Source organism: Polaromonas sp., assembly GCF_041689105.1.
GTDB lineage: Bacteria > Pseudomonadota > Gammaproteobacteria > Burkholderiales > Burkholderiaceae_C > Polaromonas.
Genome location: NZ_JBDNGU010000195.1, coordinates 36,903 through 57,017, shown reverse-complemented (window position 1 = coordinate 57,017; position 20,115 = coordinate 36,903). Strand labels below are relative to the sequence as shown.

Annotated in this window: 14 protein-coding genes; 2 read left to right on the top strand and 12 right to left on the bottom strand. The window is 62.6% G+C overall.

Annotation, left to right across the window (positions count from 1 at the left end):
- Positions 1–180: 180 nt before the first annotated feature.
- The 10 genes from typA to ACESMT_RS19505 all read right to left on the bottom strand — a co-directional run bounded on the left by typA (position 181) and on the right by ACESMT_RS19505 (position 14,735).
- The gene (gene typA / locus ACESMT_RS19550; protein WP_372828260.1) at positions 181–2,004 is read right to left on the bottom strand and encodes a translational GTPase TypA; all 1,824 of its coding nucleotides are present in this window, start codon (positions 2,002–2,004) and stop codon (positions 181–183) included.
- Positions 2,005–2,043: 39 nt separating this feature from the next.
- Entirely contained in the window at positions 2,044–3,066 is a 1,023-nt protein-coding gene (gene truB, locus ACESMT_RS19545) for a tRNA pseudouridine(55) synthase TruB (protein WP_372828259.1), read from the bottom strand.
- A gap of 90 nt (positions 3,067–3,156) precedes the next feature.
- Entirely contained in the window at positions 3,157–3,525 is a 369-nt protein-coding gene (gene rbfA / locus ACESMT_RS19540; protein ID WP_372828258.1) for a 30S ribosome-binding factor RbfA, read from the bottom strand.
- Between the two features lie 58 nt (positions 3,526–3,583).
- The gene (gene infB / locus ACESMT_RS19535) at positions 3,584–6,475 is read right to left on the bottom strand and encodes a translation initiation factor IF-2 (RefSeq protein ID WP_372828257.1); all 2,892 of its coding nucleotides are present in this window, start codon (positions 6,473–6,475) and stop codon (positions 3,584–3,586) included.
- A gap of 27 nt (positions 6,476–6,502) precedes the next feature.
- Positions 6,503–8,029, bottom strand: a complete 1,527-nt coding sequence (nusA, locus tag ACESMT_RS19530) for a transcription termination factor NusA (protein WP_372828256.1) — start codon at positions 8,027–8,029, stop codon at positions 6,503–6,505.
- A 19-nt stretch (positions 8,030–8,048) separates the two neighbouring features.
- Complete coding sequence (gene rimP, locus ACESMT_RS19525; RefSeq protein ID WP_372828255.1) at positions 8,049–8,627, bottom strand: ribosome maturation factor RimP; 579 nt, start codon at positions 8,625–8,627, stop codon at positions 8,049–8,051.
- A gap of 262 nt (positions 8,628–8,889) precedes the next feature.
- Positions 8,890–10,749: an ABC transporter ATP-binding protein gene (locus ACESMT_RS19520; RefSeq protein WP_372828254.1), complete on the bottom strand. Its 1,860-nt coding sequence runs from the start codon at positions 10,747–10,749 to the stop codon at positions 8,890–8,892.
- Entirely contained in the window at positions 10,749–11,774 is a 1,026-nt protein-coding gene (locus ACESMT_RS19515; RefSeq protein WP_372828253.1) for an ABC transporter permease, read from the bottom strand. Before ACESMT_RS19515 ends, ACESMT_RS19520 begins: the two co-directional genes overlap by 1 nt.
- A 106-nt stretch (positions 11,775–11,880) precedes the next feature.
- Positions 11,881–12,915: a microcin C ABC transporter permease YejB gene (locus tag ACESMT_RS19510; RefSeq protein ID WP_372828252.1), complete on the bottom strand. Its 1,035-nt coding sequence runs from the start codon at positions 12,913–12,915 to the stop codon at positions 11,881–11,883.
- An 11-nt stretch (positions 12,916–12,926) separates the two neighbouring features.
- Positions 12,927–14,735, bottom strand: a complete 1,809-nt coding sequence (locus ACESMT_RS19505) for an extracellular solute-binding protein (RefSeq protein ID WP_372828251.1) — start codon at positions 14,733–14,735, stop codon at positions 12,927–12,929.
- Positions 14,736–14,828: 93 nt separating this feature from the next.
- Here ACESMT_RS19505 and fabI point away from each other — a divergent pair, with 93 nt between their 5' ends.
- The gene (gene fabI / locus ACESMT_RS19500; RefSeq protein ID WP_372828250.1) at positions 14,829–15,629 is read left to right on the top strand and encodes an enoyl-ACP reductase FabI; all 801 of its coding nucleotides are present in this window, start codon (positions 14,829–14,831) and stop codon (positions 15,627–15,629) included.
- Positions 15,630–15,867: 238 nt separating this feature from the next.
- Here fabI and ACESMT_RS19495 read toward each other — a convergent pair whose 3' ends face one another.
- On the bottom strand, positions 15,868–16,524 hold the full coding sequence (locus tag ACESMT_RS19495; RefSeq protein WP_372828249.1) for a GNAT family N-acetyltransferase: 657 nt from the start codon (positions 16,522–16,524) through the stop codon (positions 15,868–15,870).
- A gap of 267 nt (positions 16,525–16,791) precedes the next feature.
- Here ACESMT_RS19495 and ACESMT_RS19490 point away from each other — a divergent pair, with 267 nt between their 5' ends.
- Positions 16,792–17,724, top strand: a complete 933-nt coding sequence (locus tag ACESMT_RS19490) for a DNA ligase (protein ID WP_372828248.1) — start codon at positions 16,792–16,794, stop codon at positions 17,722–17,724.
- Positions 17,725–17,748: 24 nt separating this feature from the next.
- On the opposite strand, the gene ACESMT_RS19485 is transcribed toward ACESMT_RS19490, so the two are convergent.
- Positions 17,749–20,025 (bottom strand): Orn/Lys/Arg decarboxylase N-terminal domain-containing protein, encoded by a 2,277-nt coding sequence (locus ACESMT_RS19485; RefSeq protein WP_372828247.1) that lies wholly within the window; start codon positions 20,023–20,025, stop codon positions 17,749–17,751.
- Between the last annotated feature and the right edge of the window lie 90 nt (positions 20,026–20,115).

Here is a 20,115-nt window from a genome sequence, read left to right as displayed (position 1 = left end):
CGTGGGGGCAACGGCCGCCGCGCAGGGCCGCCCCAAGCAAGGCCAGCCCCCTCGGGGGGCAGAGAGCTACACGCAGTGAGCGAACGTGGGGGCAACGGCCGCCGCGCAGGGCCGCCCCAAGCAAGGCCAGCCCCCTCGGGGGGCAGAGAGCTACACGCAGTGAGCGAACGTGGGGGCAATTTAACGCCCAGCGCGCTTGCGTTCGCTTTCCGTCAGGTGACGCTTGCGCAGGCGGACCGACTTGGGCGTGATCTCGACCAGTTCGTCTTCCTCGATGAACTCGACACCGTATTCGAGCGTCAACTCGATGGGCGGCGTGATCTTGATCGCGTCTTCCTTGCCGGACACGCGGAAGTTGGTCAGCTGCTTGGTGCGCGTGGCATTGACCACCAGGTCGTTGTCGCGGCTGTGAATGCCGACGATCATGCCTTCATACACCGGATCATTGGCCTTCACGAACATGCGGCCGCGGTCGTCGAGCTTGCCCAGGGCATAGGTGAAAATTTCACCGGCATCCATGGAAATCAGTACGCCGTTCTTGCGGCCACCAATCTCGCCCCGGTGCGGCTCGTAGCAGTCGAAAATGTTGGCGATCAGGCCGGATCCACGTGTCAGATTCAGGAATTCGTTGGTGAAACCAATCAGGCCACGCGCCGGGATGCGGTACTCAAGGCGGACACGGCCACGGCCGTCCGACTCCATGTTGACCAAGTCGCCCTTGCGCTCACCCAAGGCCTGCATCACGCCGCCCTGATGGGTTTCCTCGATGTCGGCGGTGACCAGCTCGATAGGCTCGTGCTTTTCACCGTTCACCTCTTTCATCACCACGCGTGGCTTGGACACCGCCAGCTCGAAGCCCTCGCGGCGCATGTTTTCCAGCAGGATGGTCAGGTGCAACTCGCCCCGGCCCATGACTTCAAAAATGCCTTCTTCGCCGGTTTCCTTCACGCGCAGGGCCACGTTGTGCTGCAGCTCTTTCTGCAGTCGGTCCCAGATCTGGCGGCTGGTGACGAACTTGCCTTCGCGGCCGGCCAGCGGGCTGGTGTTGACGCAGAAGTTCATGGTCAAGGTCGGCTCATCGACCTTGAGCATGGGCAGCGGTGCTGGTGTGACCGGGTCGGTGATGGTCACGCCAATGCCGATGTCGGTGAGGCCGTTGATCAGCACGATCTCGCCGGGGCCGGCTTCGTCCGTCTGCACGCGCTCGAGGCCCTGGAAAGTCAGCACCTGATTGATGCGGCCTTTGACAGCCTTGCCGTCCGGGCCTTCCATGACCACCACATCCATCATGGGCCGGACGGTGCCCTGGCTGATGCGGCCCACGCCGATGCGGCCCACGAAGGTTGAAAAGTCGAGCGCGGAAATCTGCAGTTGCAGCGGTGCTGCCGGATCACCTTCCTGGTGAGGCACATGCTTGAGAATGGTGTTGAACAGGGCCGACATGTCGGGACCCCACTGCTCGTTCGGTGGGCCCTCTTCCAGCGAGGACCAACCGTTGATGCCCGAAGCGTAAACCACCGGGAAGTCGAGCTGTTCGTCGGTCGCGCCGAGTTTGTCAAACAGATCGAAGGCTGCATTGACCACGTAATCAGGGCGCGCACCGGGCTTGTCCACCTTGTTGACCACCAGAATGGGTTTGAGACCCAGGGCCAGCGCCTTCTTGGTCACAAAACGCGTCTGCGGCATCGGGCCTTCCTGCGCGTCGATCAGCAGCACCACGCCGTCGACCATGGACAGGGCGCGCTCCACCTCGCCGCCGGAGTCGGCGTGGCCGGGGGTGTCGACGATGTTGATGTGTGTGCCTTCCCAGGTCACGGCGCAGTTCTTGGCCAGGATGGTGATGCCACGCTCTTTTTCAATGGCGTTGTTGTCCATCACGGTGTCGACGACTTTTTCGTGTTCGGCAAAGGTGCCCGACTGGCGCAGCAACTGGTCGACCATGGTGGTCTTGCCATGATCAACGTGGGCGATGATGGCGATGTTGCGGATTTGCTTGTGACTCATGGTTGGCTTTCTAAAAACTTCAAATCGGTGGGTATCGGGTCAAGCCATCGCGGCGATGGCCGCAGGGCTGGAGGAAAGAGGTGAAACGGATGAACGGGCAGCCAGCATGTCCTGGACTTCAATCGGGCTGAGCAGGCGCCCGGGGATCAATTCGTCGGCCGTGACGTGGGCCGAGCCGAGAAAGGCTGCGGGGTCGGACCCATACACCTGCACCAGCGCGGCATCGGGGCCCCACTGGCCCGGCGAGCCGCGGCGGCGCAAGCCACTCAGGAATCGTCCTGCATCATCGGCGCCCAATGTGACAGCCGGATAGGCAGCCACCAAAGACTGCACCGGCAGCAGGCAAGCTTCGCGTCCCGCTTCGCTCATGGCTTCGAGCGCCGGCAGGCTCACGCACTGGCTGTCGGTGTAGCCGCCGGTTTCCAGCCTGCGCAGCGCGCCGAGGTGGGCACCGCAACCGATGGCCTCGCCGATGTCTTCACCGAGCGTGCGGATGTAGGTTCCCTTGCTGCAGGACACTATGATATTGATAGCTGTTGGCGCCCGTGGATCATGGGCTAGCGCCATATCCAGCTTATAAATCGTGACGTGGCGGGCTTCACGCTCGACTGCTTCGCCCTTGCGTGCGTATTCGTACAGCGCCTTGCCATCCTTCTTGAGTGCCGAGTACATGGGCGGCACCTGGGTCTGCGGGCCGGTGAAGCGGCGCGTCAGCTCGTGCAGCAGTTCTTGCGTGATGACCGGCACGGGGCGGGTTTCAATCACGTCGCCTTCAGCATCGGCGGTACTGGTTTTCTGGCCCAGCAGCAGCACGGCCTCATAAGTCTTGTCGGCGTCGAGCTGGAGCTGGCTGAATTTTGTGGCGGCGCCAAAACACAGGGGTAACACGCCGGTGGCCAGCGGGTCCAGCGTGCCGGTGTGGCCGGCCTTGTCCGCGCGCAGCAACCACTTCGCCTTTTGCAGCGCCTGGTTGCTCGACAGGCCCAGCGGCTTGTCGAGCAGCAGCACGCCGTGGACGGGACGTCGCTGGATCTTTGTGCGGTTGGGAGAAGTTTGCGTCATAAATTCCGACAGGCTCAGCGCACGGGCTGGCCCGAACGCTCCGTTGGCGCCGTTGTCCCTGAACCTGTCATCAAGGGGAACGGCGCGAACTCAGTCGTCTTGGGCGCGGGAAGAAACCGCCTTGGCAATCAAGGCGTTCATGTCGGCCGCACGTTCGGTCGTGCGGTCGAACTGGAAATGCAGCGTGGGAACCGTGTGGATCATCAACTTCTTGAACAGGCCATTGCGCAGGAAACCTGCCGCCTGGTTCAGCGCTGTCTCGCATTCGGTCGGATCGCCGACCAACACGCTGAAAAAAACCTTGGCATGCGCGTAATCAGCTGTCACCTCGACGGCCTGGATGGTCACCATGCCGACCCGCGGGTCTTTGAGCTCGCGCGCGATCAGCTCCGTCAGATCACGCTGGATCTGATCGGCGACGCGAAAACCGCGGTTCGGGGTAGAAGATTTTTTACGCATAACTCAGTGAGCCTGTCGGTCGGCTGGCCACCACGAAGGGCGGCCGGCCTTGCGACGATCAGGCCTCCAGCGTCCTGGCCACTTCCCTGATTTCGAAGAACTCAAGAATGTCGCCAACCTGGATGTCGTTGTAGCCCTTGACGTTCAAGCCGCACTCGAAGCCTTCCTTGACTTCCTTGGCATCGTCCTTGAAACGCTTGAGCGAGTCGAGTTCACCCGTGAAGATGACCACGTTTTCGCGCAGCAGGCGCAGTCGCGCGCCGCGGCGAACCACACCGGCGGTAACCATGCAGCCCGCAATCGAGCCGATCTTGCTGACCTTGAACACCTGGCGTATCTCGGCATTGCCGATGACTTCTTCTTTTTTGTCCGGTGTCAGCATGCCCGACATCGCGGAGCGCAGCTCGTCCACAGCGTCATAAATGATGTTGTAGTAGCGAAGATCCACGCCGTTGTTCTCGGCTTGCTTGCGGGCTTGAGCGTCGGCGCGGGTATTGAAGCCGATCACCACCGCCTTGGAAGCGATCGCCAGATTGACGTCGGACTCGGAAATACCACCCACGCCAGAGTACACCAGCTGCACCTTGACCTCGTCGGTCGAGAGCTTGAGCAGCGATTGCGCCAGCGCTTCCTGCGAACCCTGCACGTCGGCCTTGATGATGATGGGAAGCATCTTGACCTCGCCGGCACTGATGTCGGAGAACATGTTCTCCAGCTTGGACGCCTGCTGCTTGGCCAGCTTGGTGTTGCGGAACTTGCCCGCACGGTAAGTCGCGATTTCGCGGGCACGGCGCTCGTCGAGCATGACCATGAACTCGTCACCGGCCTGCGGGACTTCCGTCAGGCCCTGGATTTCCACCGGGATGGACGGGCCCGCCGTCTTGATTGACTTGCCGTTTTCGTCCAGCATGGCGCGCACGCGGCCAAAGGTCGAACCCGCCAGCACCACGTCGCCAGCCTTGAGCGTGCCGGACTGAATCAGCACCGTGGCCACCGGGCCGCGGCCCTTGTCCAGCCGGGCTTCAATCACCAGGCCTTTGGCCAGGGCGTCAACCGGCGCGCGCAGCTCCAGCACTTCGGCTTGCAGCAATACCTGCTCCAGCAAGGCGTCAATGCCTGCACCGGTATGCGCCGAGACGCCGACAAATGGCACGTCGCCGCCAAACTCTTCGGGAATCACTTCTTCGGTGACCAGCTCGCCCTTGACGCGTTCCATGTTGATGCCGGGCTTGTCGATCTTGTTGATCGCAACCACGATGGGGACGCCGGCCGCTTTCGCATGCTTGATGGCTTCCCGGGTCTGCGGCATGACGCCGTCGTCTGCGGCCACCACCAGGATCACGATGTCGGTTGCCTGGGCGCCGCGGGCGCGCATGGCGGTGAACGCCTCGTGACCCGGCGTGTCCAGGAAGGACACCATGCCGCGCGGGGTTTCCACGTGGTAGGCGCCGATGTGCTGGGTGATGCCGCCAGCCTCGCCAGAGGCCACTTTCGCCGTGCGGATGTAGTCGAGCAGCGAGGTTTTGCCGTGGTCAACGTGGCCCATGACGGTCACGACCGGCGCGCGTGGCAACAACTCGGCCTGCTGGCCCTGCACGTCCTCGTCGGCGAATGCCTCCGGATCGTCCAGGGAAGCGGTGACTGCCTTGTGGCCCATCTCTTCCACGACGATCATCGCGGTGTCCTGGTCCAATGGCTGGTTGATGGTGACCATCTGACCCAGCTTCATCAGGTGCTTGATGACCTCGGACGACTTGACGCTCATCTTGTGGGCGAGTTCGGCCACGGTGATGGTCTCGGGCACATGCACCTCAATGACCTTGAATTCGGTCGGCGCCAAAAAGCTGGACTCGGAACGCGAATCGCGGTCGGGCGTGCGGCGCCCGCGCGGGCCGCCGCGGAAGTTGCCACGGCCGGGCACGACAGGTGCGCCACGGGTCTTGATTTCGCCTTTTTTCTTGGCAGCGTCGTCTTTCCAGGTCGAAGACAGGTTCTCCGACTTGATTTCTTTTTTGCCAGCGACGCCAGCAGCACCGGCTGCGGCCGGCTTGGCAGCTCCGGGCACCACGGCGGGTTTGTGCAAAGTGCCCTTGATGGGGGCTTTGGGGTCGACGTGAGGAACCAGCACCCGCTTGGGCGCATTCATCATGGCGCGAATGCCGGCGGCTTCTGCCTCGGCCTTTTTGCGGCGATCCTGCAGATCCTGCGCCTTGACGGCGTCGGCCTGGAATTCAGCGGTCGCCTTGGCTTTGGCAGCGACCTGTGCCGCGCTGGTTTCTGCAGCTTTGGCTGCGGCTTTTTCAGTGGAGGCGGCATCGTCGGCCGTGGGCGTCTGTGCAGGGGCTGCTTTGGCTGCAGCTGCCTTGCCTGCAGGTTTGGCCGACTTGCTGGCAGCCTCAGGCGCTTTGGCTGCGGCTTGCGTCTGCTCCGCGGCTTCACGCTCCTGCTTCTCGCGCACCTGGTCCTTGGCCTCCTGCTCTTCGCGCAGGCGGCGTTTTTCTGTCAGCTCTTCTTCCTGGCGGCGCAGCAATTCGGCATGGCGGCTGGCTTCTTCCTCGCGGCGTACCAGCTCGGCATCGTCGATCACCGGTGCCTGGGGGGCAACCTCGGCTGGACGTGCATCCTCTGCAGGCTGGTCGGAGCCTTCATCACGCTTGACGAAAGTGCGTTTTTTGCGAACCTCGACCTGGATGGTGCGGGCACGGCCCGTGGCATCGGCCTGCTTGATTTCGCTGGTGGATTTTTTCACCAGCGTGATTTTCTTGCGCTCGGCACTGGCCGTGCCGTGGCTGGCCTGCAAATAGCTCAGCAGTTTCTGTTTGTCGGCCTCTGACAGGCGGTCATCGGCTTGCGCCTTGGCAACGCCGGCACTGGTCAATTGCTCGATCAGGGTGGCGGTGGGTTTATTCAATTCAGCTGCGAATTCAGCGACGGTGGTGGTACTGGACATATATGTTTTTCCTGCTGGCCTCCATGATCATTGCTCTTTGGCCGCTGCGGGTGCAGGGGCTGGGGCGGGGGCCGCGTCATCGGTAAACCAATGCGCGCGCGCCGTCATGATCAGGGCCTTGGCTTCGTCCTCGGACTGGCCGGTGATATCGGTGAGTTCGTCCACGGCCAGGTCGGCCAGGTCGTCGCGGGTGCTGACACCCGCCGCTGTCAATTTGGCGATCAGCTCAGGCGTAAGGCCTTCGACATCCCGCAGGTTCTGCGAGACGCCTTCGGCGTTTTCTTCCTTTGCGATTTCCATGGTAAGCAGGGCATCCTTGGCGCGCGTGCGCAGCTCATTGACGGTGTCTTCGTCGAAGGAGTCGATCTCCAGCATTTCCTGCAGCGGCACATAGGCCACTTCTTCCAGGCTGGTAAAGCCTTCGGAGATCAGGATGTCGGCGATTTCCTCGTCCACGTCGAGCTTTTCCATGAACAGCTTGCGGCTGGTGTCGGTTTCAAGCGACTGCTTTTCAGCGGACTCGTCAGCCGTCATGATGTTGATCTTCCAGCCGGTCAGCTCGGCGGCAAGGCGCACGTTCTGGCCGCCGCGGCCGATGGAGATCGCGAGGTTTTCCTCGTCCACCACCACGTCCATGGCATGGCGCTCTTCATCGACCACGATGGACGAGACGTTGGCCGGCGCAAGCGCGCCAATCACGAACTGGGCAGGGTCTTCGCTCCACAGCACGATGTCCACGCGCTCACCGGCGAGTTCGTTGGTCACGCCGTTGACGCGGGTGCCACGCACGCCGACACAGGTGCCGATCGGATCGACACGTTTGTCGTGCGACAACACGGCAATCTTGGCGCGCGAACCAGGGTCACGGGCGCAGGATTTGATCTCCAGCAGGCCTTGTTCGATCTCGGGGACTTCCTGGCGGAACAGCTCGATCATGTACTCGGGCGAGGTGCGCGACAGGATGATGGGGGCGCCACGCAAGGTGGTGTCGACTTCCATGATCATGGCCCGGATGCGGTCGCCAGAGCGCAGGTTTTCTTTCGGAATCATGTCGCTGCGGCGCAGGCGCCCTTCGACCCGGCCGGACTCGACAATGATGTCGCCCTTGTCCATGCGCTTGACGGTGCCGACAAAAATCTTGTCGCCGCGCGACATGAAGTCGTTGAGCAGCATCTCGCGCTCGGCGTCGCGGATCTTCTGCAGGATGACCTGCTTGGCCGCTTGCGCGCCAATGCGGCCAATCGGCAGGCTCTCGACCGGCTTTTCAATGAAGTCGCCCTCTTCGATGTCGGCGATTTCATCGCGCGCATCGGTGACCAGCTCTTCGGCTTCAGGATTTTGCAGGCCGGCTTCGTCAGCCACCACCAGCCAGCGGCGGAAGGTTTCGTAGTTGCCACTGTCACGGTCCACGACGACACGGATATCCGTGCCTTCGGCGTACACCTTTTTGGTCGCGGACGCGAGCGCAAGCTCGACCGCGCCAAAGACGACGTCCCGTTCAACATTTTTCTCACGCGAGATGGCATCAACCAACATCAACAGTTCGCGATTCATTTCACAAGCCTGCCTTTCTTTATATCTCTGTTGCGGGCGGGCTTTTCGGCCGGCGCCCCTTGAAGTCAACCACAGGCGCAAGCCGCGCTTGTGCAATCTCATTGAGTGTGAAACCCAGCGCCTGCAGCGGCGCCGGAATCTTGTTTTTGCTGACCTTGGCACCGGGCTTGGCCTCGGGCTCGTCGCGCCACACAATCTGCCACCCGGTAGCAGCACGCTCCAGCGTGCCGCGAAATTTCTTGCGGCTGGCAGCCACACCCGATCCGGCCGCAGCGGCCGAGCCGATGGCGGCTTTCAGAGTGATGTCCACCAGCTCGCCGGCAAAACGCTCAAAATCCTTCTCGCTGCGCAGCGGGCGGTCAATGCCCGGCGAGCTCACCTCGAGCCGGGAATACGCCGCGCCTTCGACTTCCAGCACAAACTGCAGCTGGCGCGTGACCTTTTCGCAGTCTTCCGCATTGATGAACTGCTCGGGCGAGCCTTCGACCTGGGGTTGATCGATCGTCACACGCAGTAAACCACCCGTGGTACGTTCAATGTCCACCAGTTCGTACCCCAGTCCCGTGACGGTCTGCTCAATCGTGTCGTGTAAAGCCATTCAGTGCTAAATATCGCTTCGCCAGCTTCTCAAAAATCAGTTTGCAAAAAACAAACGCCCAAAAAAAATGGGCGGTGAAAACCCGCCCAGGTGGTCGTGAAGCGCATATTCTACCCCGATGCGCCTGTATATGCAAGCAGTTTGCGTGCCCGCCATCGCTGATCAGTGGGGGCGACCGCCACTGGCGAAAACCCGGCGCAAAAACTGATTAATTTGTTTTTTGCCGTTCAAATCAAAAAATCCAACAAAACTGATTTTTATCTCAGCCTTGCGCTGCGACCAGGATGCGGGTGTAGGGATGCTCAGGCTGGTCCAGCACCTGCGCCACCGGGCCGGTTTCCAGCACCTCGCCGTCCTTCATCACCATCACCTGGTGCGCCATGGCACGGATCACGTCCACGTCGTGGGTGATCAGCAGGTAACTCAGCCCACGCTCGCGCTGCAGCTTTTGCAGCAACTGCAATACCTGCTTCTGGATGGTCACATCGAGCGCGCTGGTCGGCTCGTCCAGCACCAGCAGTTGGGGCTGAACAATCAGCGCCCTGGCAATCGCAAGACGCTGGCGTTGCCCACCTGAAAACTCATGCGGATAACGCTGCAGCAAGCCGGGGAAATACTGCCCCCGCGCACCCTCACTGCGTGTAGCTTGCTGCCCCCCAGGGGGGTGCATTTTGTCTTGGGGCGGCCCGGCGACGAAATCTTGTTCCTCGACCATGCCAACATCGGCCAGCGCGGCAATGACCTGCTCCCGGCGCTCGGCGGCGGACAGGCCAGGTTCGTGCACACGCAGGCCTTCGCCAACGATTTCCTCCACCGTCATGCGCGGCGACAGCGAGGAAAACGGGTCCTGGAACACCACCTGCACCGCCCGGCGAATGCGCTTGTTGGCGGCCGCGTCGCCACTCCATTGCTGGCCCGCCGCCCATAGCTCTCCCCGGTGCGGATGCAGGCCCAGCGCGGCCAGCGCCAGGGTGGATTTGCCGGAACCGGACTCGCCCACCACCCCCAGGGTCTGACCTGCGGGAATCCGGAAGCTGGCGCCCTTGACCGCCACAAACTCGTCCGACTTGAACCAGCCTGCCACACCGGGAAGCCGCACCGGGTATGACACCCGCATGGCGCTGGCCTGCATCACCGGCACTGCAGCCGGATCGGGCAGGCTCTCGGCGACGTCACGCGCCGGCCGGCTGTCGATCAGCTTGCGGGTGTAGGCATGTTGCGGGCTGGCAAAAACGTCCGCCACCGCGCCCTCCTCCACCAGCAAGCCGTTTTCCATCACCGCAACCCGGTCGGCGAATTTGCGCACCAGGTTCAGGTCGTGCGTGATCAGCAGCACCGCCATGCCAGTCTGACGCTGCAAGTCGGACAGCAAATCGAGTATCTGGCCGCGCAAGGTCACGTCCAGCGCGGTGGTCGGTTCGTCCGCCAGCAGCAGTCGCGGCCGGCAAGCCAGCGCCATGGCGATCATGGCGCGCTGGCGCTGCCCGCCCGACAACTGGTGCGGAAAGGACCGCGCCCGGCGCGCCGGCTCGGGGATGCCAGTGACAGCCAGCGCCTCAATGGCGGCGTCCCAGGCCTGACGTTTGCTCAGGGCCTGTTTGAGCTGCAGCACCTCGGCGATCTGGTCACCCACGGTGAACAGCGGATTGAGCGCAGTCATCGGCTCCTGGAAAATCATGGCGATCTCGCTGCCCCGGATACCGAGCAGCTCACGCTCCTGAATTAATAGCATCTCACGCACAGTGGACGTGGGCTGGGGGCCAAAAAGTCTTGCAGATCCGGACAGTTCGGCGTTTTGCACGAGACGCAGCAAGGCCAGCGCCGTCACAGTCTTGCCCGAACCCGACTCGCCGACCAGCGCCAGCTTTTCACCGGCCGCGATGGAAAAACTCACGCCATGCACCACCTCTTTGCCGCCAAAAGAGACGCGCAGGCCTTTGACATCGAGCAGCGGCGCAGGTCCCGCCGCCGGGCCGTCCCAAGGCGGGGCAACCCCCTCGGGGGGCAGCGAAGCACGCGCAGCGGGGATTGTGGGGCCGTGATTTTCCGCCGGACCGCTCCTAGGAAAATCAGCCCCCTCGGGGGGCAGCGAGGACACGTCAGTGCCGAGCGTGGGGGCCATCACTTGTCCACCTTTCGCGGATCGAGCGCATCACGCAGCGCGTCGCCCATGAAGGTCAGCAGCAGCAAGGTCAGCACCAGCACGGCAAAGGTGGACAGCGAGATCCACCAGGCGTCGATGTTGGCCTTGCCCTGGGACAGCAACTCGCCCAGCGAAGGTGTGCCGGGCGGCACGCCCAGCCCGAGAAAGTCCAGCGAGGTCAGCGCCAGGATGGCCGCGCTCATGCGGAAAGGCAGAAAGGTCACGACTGGCGTCATGCTGTTGGGCAGGATATGGCGCGACATGATCTGCAGGTTGCCGACGCCCAGCGCCCGTGCGGCGCGCACGTAATCCATTTGCCGGTTGCGCAAAAATTCGGCACGCACGTAGTCCGACAAGCCCATCCAGCCGAACAGGCTCAGCAAAATCAGCAGCAGCGCCACGCTGGGCGAGAAAATCGCACTGAAGATGATCAGCAGGTAGAGCTCAGGCATGGACCCCCAGATTTCGATGAAACGCTGAAAGGCCAGATCGGTCTTGCCGCCGAAAAAGCCCTGGATCGCCCCGGTTGTTATGCCCAGTACCACGCCCAGCGCGGTCAGCGCCAGTGCAAACAGAACGCTGACGCGGAAACCGTAAATCAGCTGCGCGAGCAGATCACGCCCGCGGTCATCGGTGCCAAAAAAGTTGTCGCGCGAGGGCGCGGAAGGGTTGGGCAGTTTCGCGAAGTAGTTGAGCGTCTTCGGGCCATAGGGATTGGGGGCGTAGACCGCCCAATTGCCGTTCTGGGTGATGCGCTCGCGAATGAAGGGGTCAAGGTAGTCGGCCGGTGTCTCGAAGTCGCCGCCAAAGGTCTTCTCCGCGTAGTCGCGCAGCACCGGGAAGTAGGTCTGGCCCTCGTAACGCACCACCAGCGGCTTGTCGGTGGACAGCACTTCGGCAAACAGGCTCAGCACCACCAGCACGGTGAAGATCACGAAACTCCAGAAGCCCAGCGGGTTGCGCCGGAACCGCCGCCACGCTCGCCGCGATGGAGAAGCCGACACGGGGCCTTCCTTTTCAGGACCGCCGTGGATAGCGCTTTGCCCGGCCACAGGCAGCGCCCCCTCGCGGGGAGAGCGGCCAACAGCCGCTTCGGGGAGGGGCGATAAATCAGTCAAACTTGACCCTTGGATCAACCCATACATAGCAGAGGTCGCTGACCAGCTTGGTCGCCAGTCCGATCAGCGTGAACAGATACAGCGTGCCCAGCACCACCGGGTAGTCGCGGCGGATCACGCTTTCGTAACTGAGCAGGCCGAGGCCGTCGAGAGAAAACAGGGTTTCGATCAGCAGCGAGCCGGTGAAAAAGGCACCGATAAAGGCGGCAGGAAAGCCAGTGATGATGGGAATCAGCGCATTGCGGAACACATGTTTCCAGAGCACCTGGCGCTCGCTCAGGCCCTTGGCGCGCGCCGTCAAAACGTACTGCTTGCGGATTTCCTCCAGAAAGGAGTTTTTTGTCAGCATGGCGGTCACGGCAAAACTGCCGAGCACCATCGCGGTCACCGGCAGCGCGATATGCCAGAGGTAGTCGGTGACCTTGGCGCCCCAACTCAGCGTCTCCCAGTTGGACGACGTCAGGCCGCGCAGCGGAAACCACTGCAACTGTCCGCCAAAAATCACCAGCAGCGCTACGCCCAGCACAAAGCCGGGAATCGCATAACCGACCAGCACAAACAGCGTGGTGATGAAGTCAAAACGGGAGCCCGCCCGCACCGCCTTGGCCACACCCAGAGGCACCGCGATCAGGTAGCTGATGAAAAAGGTCCACAGGCCCAGGCTGATGGAGACAGGCAGCTTTTCCTTGACCAGTTCCCACACTGCCTTTCGCTGGTAAAAGCTCTGACCGAGATCAAGCTTGGCAAACGATTTGAGCATCATCCAGAAGCGCTCGTGCGCCGGCTTGTCAAAGCCGTAGAGCACCTTGATTTCCTCGATGCGCTGCGGGTCCAGCCCCTGACGGCCGCGGTAGCCTGCGCCGCTGACGGCAGCGCCCTCACCGCCGGAGTCACGGCCCTGCAGCTGCGACACCATCTGTTCGACCGGTCCGCCCGGAACGAACTGGATCACCACAAACGTCAGCAGCAGCACGCCAAACAGCGTCGGCAGCATCAGCAGCAGGCGTTTGAAAATGTATGCAGCCATCGGGTGTGCCTCTACTTGTTGGTGGGGGATGCCCACCAGGTGCTCATGGCCCAGGTGTCGGCCTGGTAATACGGTGGAATGGTGTCAGGCAGCACAAACGGGCCAGGCCGGTAGCCGATCAGGAAAGCGTTGCCGTAATACTGCGGGATCGAATAATGGCCGTGCGACAACACCCGGTCCAACGCGCGCATGGCGGTGGCCAACTCAGGGCGCGTTTTGGCGCTGACCACTTTGCCAACCAGCGCATCCACCGCCGGGTCGGCGATGCCCCAGATGTTGGCTGAACCCGATGTCTCCGCCGCCATTGAACCGAACAGGTCGAACAGTTCGCCGCCTGGCGCCGTGCTGCCCGGCAGGCGCCGCGTGGTCATCTCGAAATCAAAATTATCCATGCGCTGCTGCGACAGCGAAAAATCAACCGTGCGAAAACGCATTTCTATACCCAGCTTCTGCAGAGCGCCCTGGAAAGGCGTGGCCACCCGGATCAGCGAGGGCTGGTCGTTGAGAAACTCGATGGTGAAGGCCTCGTTGGCGGCGTTGCGCAGGGCGCCGTCGCGGTAGGTCCAGCCAGCGTCGGCGAGCAGATCTCTGGCCTTGCGCAGGTTCTCGCGCAGGCTGGACGGCGGCGCGGTGCTTGGCGAGATCAGCGCCGGGCCAAACACCTCAGGGCGCAGCTTCGCGCGCAGCGGCTCCAGCAGTGCCAGCTCGTCGGGTCGGGGCAGGCCTTCGGCATGGAACTCGCTATTCGGAAAGTAGCCCTGGACGCGGGTGTAAATCCCATAAAACAGCTGCCGGTTCAGCCACTCGAAATCCATGGCCAGACCTATCGCCTGGCGCACCCGCACATCCTTGAACTTGTCCTTGCGGGTGTTGAACACATAGCCCTGAAAGTCACCAGGGTTGCGGTTCGCGAAGGCGCGTTTTTTCAGATCGCCGCTGTCGAACTGCTTTCCCGTGTACTGGCGCGCCCAGTTGCGCGAACTGAACTCGCGCATGAAGTCGTACTCACCGGCCTTGAGCCCTTCGAAACGGGAGGTCTCGTCGAGGTAGATCTTGAAGGTGACCCGGTCGAAGTTGAATTGCCCCTTGCGCACCGGCAGCTCCGCGCCCCAGTAAGCCGGGTCGCGCACATAGGTGATGTCGCGGCCCAACCGCTGGCTGGCCGGCTTGTAAGGGCCAGAGGCGATCGGCACTTCGCTGATAACCTGGTCGAAGGCCTTGCCCGCACCCCAGGTGCGGCTGAAAATCGCCATGCCGCCGACGACCAGCGGAAGCTCGGCGTTCGGGTTGGCAAAGTCGAAGCGCACCGTGCGTTCGCCGAGGGCACGCACACCCTTGACCTCGGCGTAAATCGTGCGGAACTGCGGCGCAGCCAGCTTGCTGATCAGCGTGTTGAAGGAATGCAGCACATCGACAGCCAGCACCGGCGAGCCGTCGTTGAAGCGCGCCTTGGGATGCAGCCGGAAGGTGGCGGACAGCTTGTCGGGCGCGACCTCGACATCCTCAGCGAGCAGGCCGTACGCGGTGGTCGGCTCCTCGGAGTTGCCGGTCAGCAGGCTTTCGAACATCAGGCTGCTCAGGCCATAGGGCGCCGTGCCCTTGAGGGTGAAGGGGTTGAACTTGTCGAAATTGGTGGGCCGCGTCGGCGGCACCATGCGGATCTCGCCACCCTTGGGCGCGGCCGGATTCACGTAGCTGAAGTGGGTGAAGCCGGGCGGGTACTTGACGTCGCCGAACTGCGCATAGGCATGGGCGCCCCAGGACGGCGTGGCCCCGAGGGCAAGCCCCAGCAGACACCACGACCACGCGAAAAGCCTCATGCGACAATTCTGCCCTACTTAACCCGGCATCACGCGCATCCCCTGGGGGCATGGCGGGGTTTGCCGGTTCACTCGCACAGACTGGAGCAGAAAATGGGTTTTCTCGACGGCAAAAAACTGTTGATCACGGGCGTGTTGTCCAACCGCTCGATTGCCTACGGCATCGCCAAAGCCTGCCACGCACAGGGCGCGGAGCTGGCTTTCAGCTATGTGGGCGAGCGTTTCAGGGAGCGTATCACCGAGTTCGCGGCCGACTTTGACTCCAAACTCATTTTTGACTGCGACGTGGGCAGCGACGAGCAGATCGACAAGATGTTCGCCGACCTCTCGCGGACCTGGCCGACCTTCGACGGCTTTGTGCACAGCATCGGTTTTGCCCCGCGCGAAGCCATTGCCGGCGACTTTCTCGACGGTCTGAGCCGCGAGAGCTTTCGCATCGCGCACGACATCAGCGCCTACAGCTTCCCGGCCATGGCCAAGGCCGCCCTGCCCTACCTGAACCCCAAGTCGGCGCTGCTGACCCTGAGCTACCTGGGCGCGCTGCGCGTGCTGCCCAACTACAACACCATGGGTCTGGCCAAGGCTTCACTGGAAGCCAGCGTGCGTTACCTGGCCGAGTCGCTCGGTAGCAAGGGATCAGGCATGCGCGTCAACGGGATCAGTGCCGGGCCGATCAAGACGCTGGCCGCCAGCGGCATCAAGGACTTCGGCAAGATGCTCAAGGCCACGGCCGCCGCCCCGATCCGCCGCAATGTGACGATCGAGGATGTCGGCAACGTCGCCGCCTTCCTGCTGAGCGACCTGGCATCGGGTGTTAGCGCCGAAATCACCTATGTGGACGGCGGCTTCAGCCAGGTGGTAGGCGGTATCGGCGAGCCGGCCGACGCGGGCTGAGGGTTCCGACCAGGACCTGCAAACTTACCACCAGGGCTTCACTTGCTATCGAATAAATAGCTGCTGTCGTCCGACTGGCGGGGGCTGGAGACCGAAAAGGCTTGAAAAAAGCAGCCAGGAATGGTGAGACACGTCCCTGTTGGCCCCAAACCAGCATCAAATCGGCCTCCAGCCCTTGTCCCTTGGGCGCGAATAGCTATCAATAACATAGCGCTAAGCGCCTGTCGGGCGACTGACCTCAGGCCCTGCGCCAGTACGCGTACGACCAGATGGTTTCAAACCCTGCACGCCGGTACAGCGATTGCGCGGCGCTGTTGCCTGCTTCCACCTGCAAAAAGCAACGCGCCAGGCCGCGCGCCGTGGCCGCGTCGGCCAGCGCAGCGAGGATGCGCCCGGCCATGCCGCGGCCGCGCCAGGCCGGCGCGGTACGCATGCCGTGCACGCTGGCCCAGCCATGGGCAAAGACCCCCGCGCCGGCCGCGACGGTGTGACCGTCCTCGCGCACGCTGGCGTACAGCGCCCCCGGCGCAAGGCTGAGCGCCGCGACACGGCTCGCGCCATCAACGGTGTCCATCTCGTCGCCAAGGAACAGCGCGGCCCAGGCCGGATCCGGAGCAGTAGCGAGTCCAGCCGGTGGCGACGCGGACACGGCGCGCATGGCAGGCACACCCGCGATCTGGACCAGCGTCGGCCGCTCCGCGCGGTAGCCGCGCCGCGTGAGCTCCTGCCGCACGTCGTCAAAACAGCTCGCGTTCGCCAGCCGGAACAGCGGCGGCAGGCCGTGCGCCGCATAACGCGCTTCGATCCGGCCGACAAGGGCGGCATCGCCTGCGGCATGCCGCAGCGGTGCCGCGCTTTTGGCGCGGTTCACCGTGCCGCTGTCGAAGGCGAGCAACCAGTCATCAAGCCCTCGAGGGCCTGCGGAGATACCGCGGCGACTGTGGCGCGTTCGACGGCGGTGACCTCAAAAGCGATCGGACCGCACCGTTGGCTGCCGCTGGATGTCATCGGTTTTCCTTCCAAACCCGCGTGTGCGGTGTGTCGATGTGCGGTGTGTCGGTGTTTCGCGGCCAGGCATTGCTTGCGTGCCGCCGCAGACCATCATAAACTGTACATATTCACAGTTGCGCATCAAACCGCATCGTCCCTTTTGGCCTTTCGCATGCCCACACACCTGAGTTCAATCCGTCCACGCAATGCGCGCCGCCTGAATTGCAGCGTTGCCTTGTGCCTGCTGTTGAGCCTGGGCAGCCTGTTGGCTACCGGTAGCGGGGTCGCGGCGGCAACAAGCAGCGCACCGCCGCTGATGCTGGCCAACGTCTACCGTCCCAGCGTAGCGCTGCAGGACTACTGGGTCAGTGAAAAACTCGACGGCGTGCGTGGTTACTGGGATGGCGAGAAGCTGCTGACACGCGGCGGCGAGCGCATTGCCACGCCCGCCTGGTTCACGGCAGGCTGGCCCGCAACGCCGCTGGACGGTGAACTGTGGGCCGGCCGTGGCCAGTTCTCCAGGGCGGTTTCCACGGTGCGCCAGCAAAACCCGGATGACGCCGCCTGGCGCGGCTTGCGTTTCATGGTCTTCGACCTGCCCACGCACGCCGGTACCTTCAGCGAAAGGATCCCGGTCCTCAACGGCGTTGTCAGCCGCATTGACCAGCCCTGGGTACAGGCAGTGGCGCAGTCCAGGGTGGGCAGCCACACAGAGCTACAGCGCCTGCTGGCCCAAACCGTCAGACTCGGCGGCGAAGGCCTGATGCTGCATCGCGGCGCCTCGCTCTACAAGGGGCAGCGCAACGATGACCTGCTCAAGGTCAAGACCCACGAGGACGCGGAAGCCAAGGTCGTGGCCCACATCGCCGGAAAAGGCAAATACGAAGGCATGCTGGGCGCACTGCTGGTGGAAATGCCGGGTGACGGCGGCAAGCCCGGTCAGCGGTTCAAACTCGGTACCGGTCTGAATGACCCGCAACGCCGCAATCCGCCGCCTGTTGGCGCCACCGTAACCTACCGCTTCCGGGGCCTGAACAACAGCGGCATCCCGCGCTTTGCCAGTTTCATGCGTGTCCGTGAGGACCTGCCAGCCACACGGCCCTGAACCGCTGACCTTTTCCCGGGACGCTTATTCCTTGACGCAGTCGGCGTAGTAGTGGCGTTTGCCCTCGGCGTCCTGCTCTTCGACCAGCCCGTGGATGTCGGTCTCGAAGCCCGGACATTGGGCATTGAATTCGCGCGAGAACTTCAAGTAGTCGACGATTTTCTTGTTGAAGACCTCGCCGGGAATCAGCAGCGGAATACCAGGCGGGTAAGGCGTCACCAGACCGACCGTGATACGGCCTTCGAGCTTGTCGATCTCTACCCGCTCGGTCTTGTGCAGCGCGATGTGCGCATAGGCGTCGCTGGGCTTCATGGCCGGCGTCAGGTCGCTCAGGTACATGTCGGTGGTCAGGCGCGCAATGTCGTATTTGGCGTAGAGGTTGTGGATGTGCTGGCACAAGTCGGCCAGCCCCATTTTTTCGTAACGCGGAAACTTCTGGCAGAACTCGGGCAGGATGCGCCACATGGGCTGGTTCTTGGCGTAGTCGTCCTTGAACTGCTGCAGCGCGGTCAGCATGCTGTTCCAGCGGCCCTTGGTGATGCCGATGGTGAACATGATAAAAAAGCTGTAGAGCCCGGTTTTCTCCACCACCACGCCGTGCTCGGACAGGAACTTGGTCACGATGCTGGCCGGGATGCCGGTCTTGGAAAATTTGCCGTTGAGGTCCATGCCGGGCGTGACGATGGTGGACTTGATCGGGTCCAGCATGTTGAAGCCGGTCGCCATCTTGCCGAAACCATGCCAGTTGACGCCGGCTTTCGCTTTTTTGCTTTCGCCCTTGATGATCCAGTCTTCCGAACGGCCAATGCCTTCGTCCACCAGCTTGTCCGGGCCCCAGACCTTGAACCACCAGTCGTCGCCATACTCCTCGGCGACCTTGCGCATGGCGCGGCGGAAGTCCAGCGCCTCCAGAATGCTTTCTTCCACCAGTGCGGTGCCGCCTGGCGGCTCCATCATCGCGGCGGCCACATCACAGCTCGCGATGATGCTGTACTGCGGCGAGGTTGAGGTGTGCATCAGGTAGGCCTCGTTGAAGAGGTGCCTGTCGAGCTTGACGGTTTGCGAGTCCTGCACCAGCACCTGGCTGGCCTGGCTGATGCCTGCCAGCAGCTTGTGGATGGACTGTGTCGAGTACACCATGGCCTGCTTGGGCCGCACGCGTTTTTTCCCCATCGCATGGTAGCTGCCATAAAACGGGTGAAAGGCCGCGTGCGGCAGCCAGGCCTCGTCGAAATGCAGGTTCTCGACATACCCGTCGAGCATGCCCTTGATGGTTTCGGTGTTGTAAAGCACGCCGTCGTAGGTGGACTGGGTGATGGTCAACACGCGCGGCTTGACCTTTTTGGCATCCACGCCCTTGAGCAGTGGGTTGGCCTTGATCTTGGCCTGGATGGAAGCCTGCTCGAACTCTTCCTTCGGAATCGGACCAATGATGCCGAAGTGGTTGCGTGTCGGCTTCAAAAAGACCGGTATCGCCCCGGTCATGATGATGGCGTGCAGGATGGACTTGTGGCAGTTGCGGTCTACCACGACCACATCGCCGGGCGCCACCGTGTGGTGCCAGACCATCTTGTTGGAGGTTGATGTGCCGTTGGTCACGAAAAAGCAGTGGTCGGCATTGAAGATGCGCGCCGCGTTGCGCTCAGAGGCGCCGACCGGGCCATCATGGTCCAGCAGCTGGCCCAGCTCTTCAACCGCGTTGCAGACGTCGGCGCGCAGCATGTTCTCGCCAAAAAACTGGTGAAACATCTGCCCCACCGGGCTCTTCAAAAAGGCCACGCCGCCCGAGTGCCCCGGGCAGTGCCAGGAGTAGGAGCCGTCTTCGGCGTAATCCAGCAGCGCCTTGAAAAACGGCGGCTGCACGCCTTCGAGGTAACTCTTGGCTTCGCGGATGATGTGGCGCGCCACAAATTCTGGCGTGTCCTCGAACATGTGAATGAAACCGTGCAACTCGCGCAGGATATCGTTGGGAATGTGGCGCGAGGTCTTGGTCTCGCCATAGACGTAAATCGGCACGTCCAGGTTCTTGCGCCGCACTTCCTCGATGAAATGCCGCAGGTTCAGCACTGCCGGGTCAAGGTCCGGTCCGGGGGTAAATTCTTCGTCGTCGATGGACAGGATGAAAGCGCTGGCGCGGCTTTGTTGCTGCGCGAACTGGGACAGGTCGCCATAACTGGTCACGCCCAGCACTTCAAAGCCTTCGGTTTCAATTGCCTGGGCCAGCGCACGGATGCCCAGGCCCGAGGTGTTTTCGGAGCGGAAGTCTTCGTCGATGATGACGATGGGGAAGCGGAATTTCATGGAATTTTCAGCAGTTCATGGGCGCCCAGAACCTGTCGGAGGGCATGGAAACACGCGATGGGCATAGACAGGTTGAGCCCGAACGGTTGG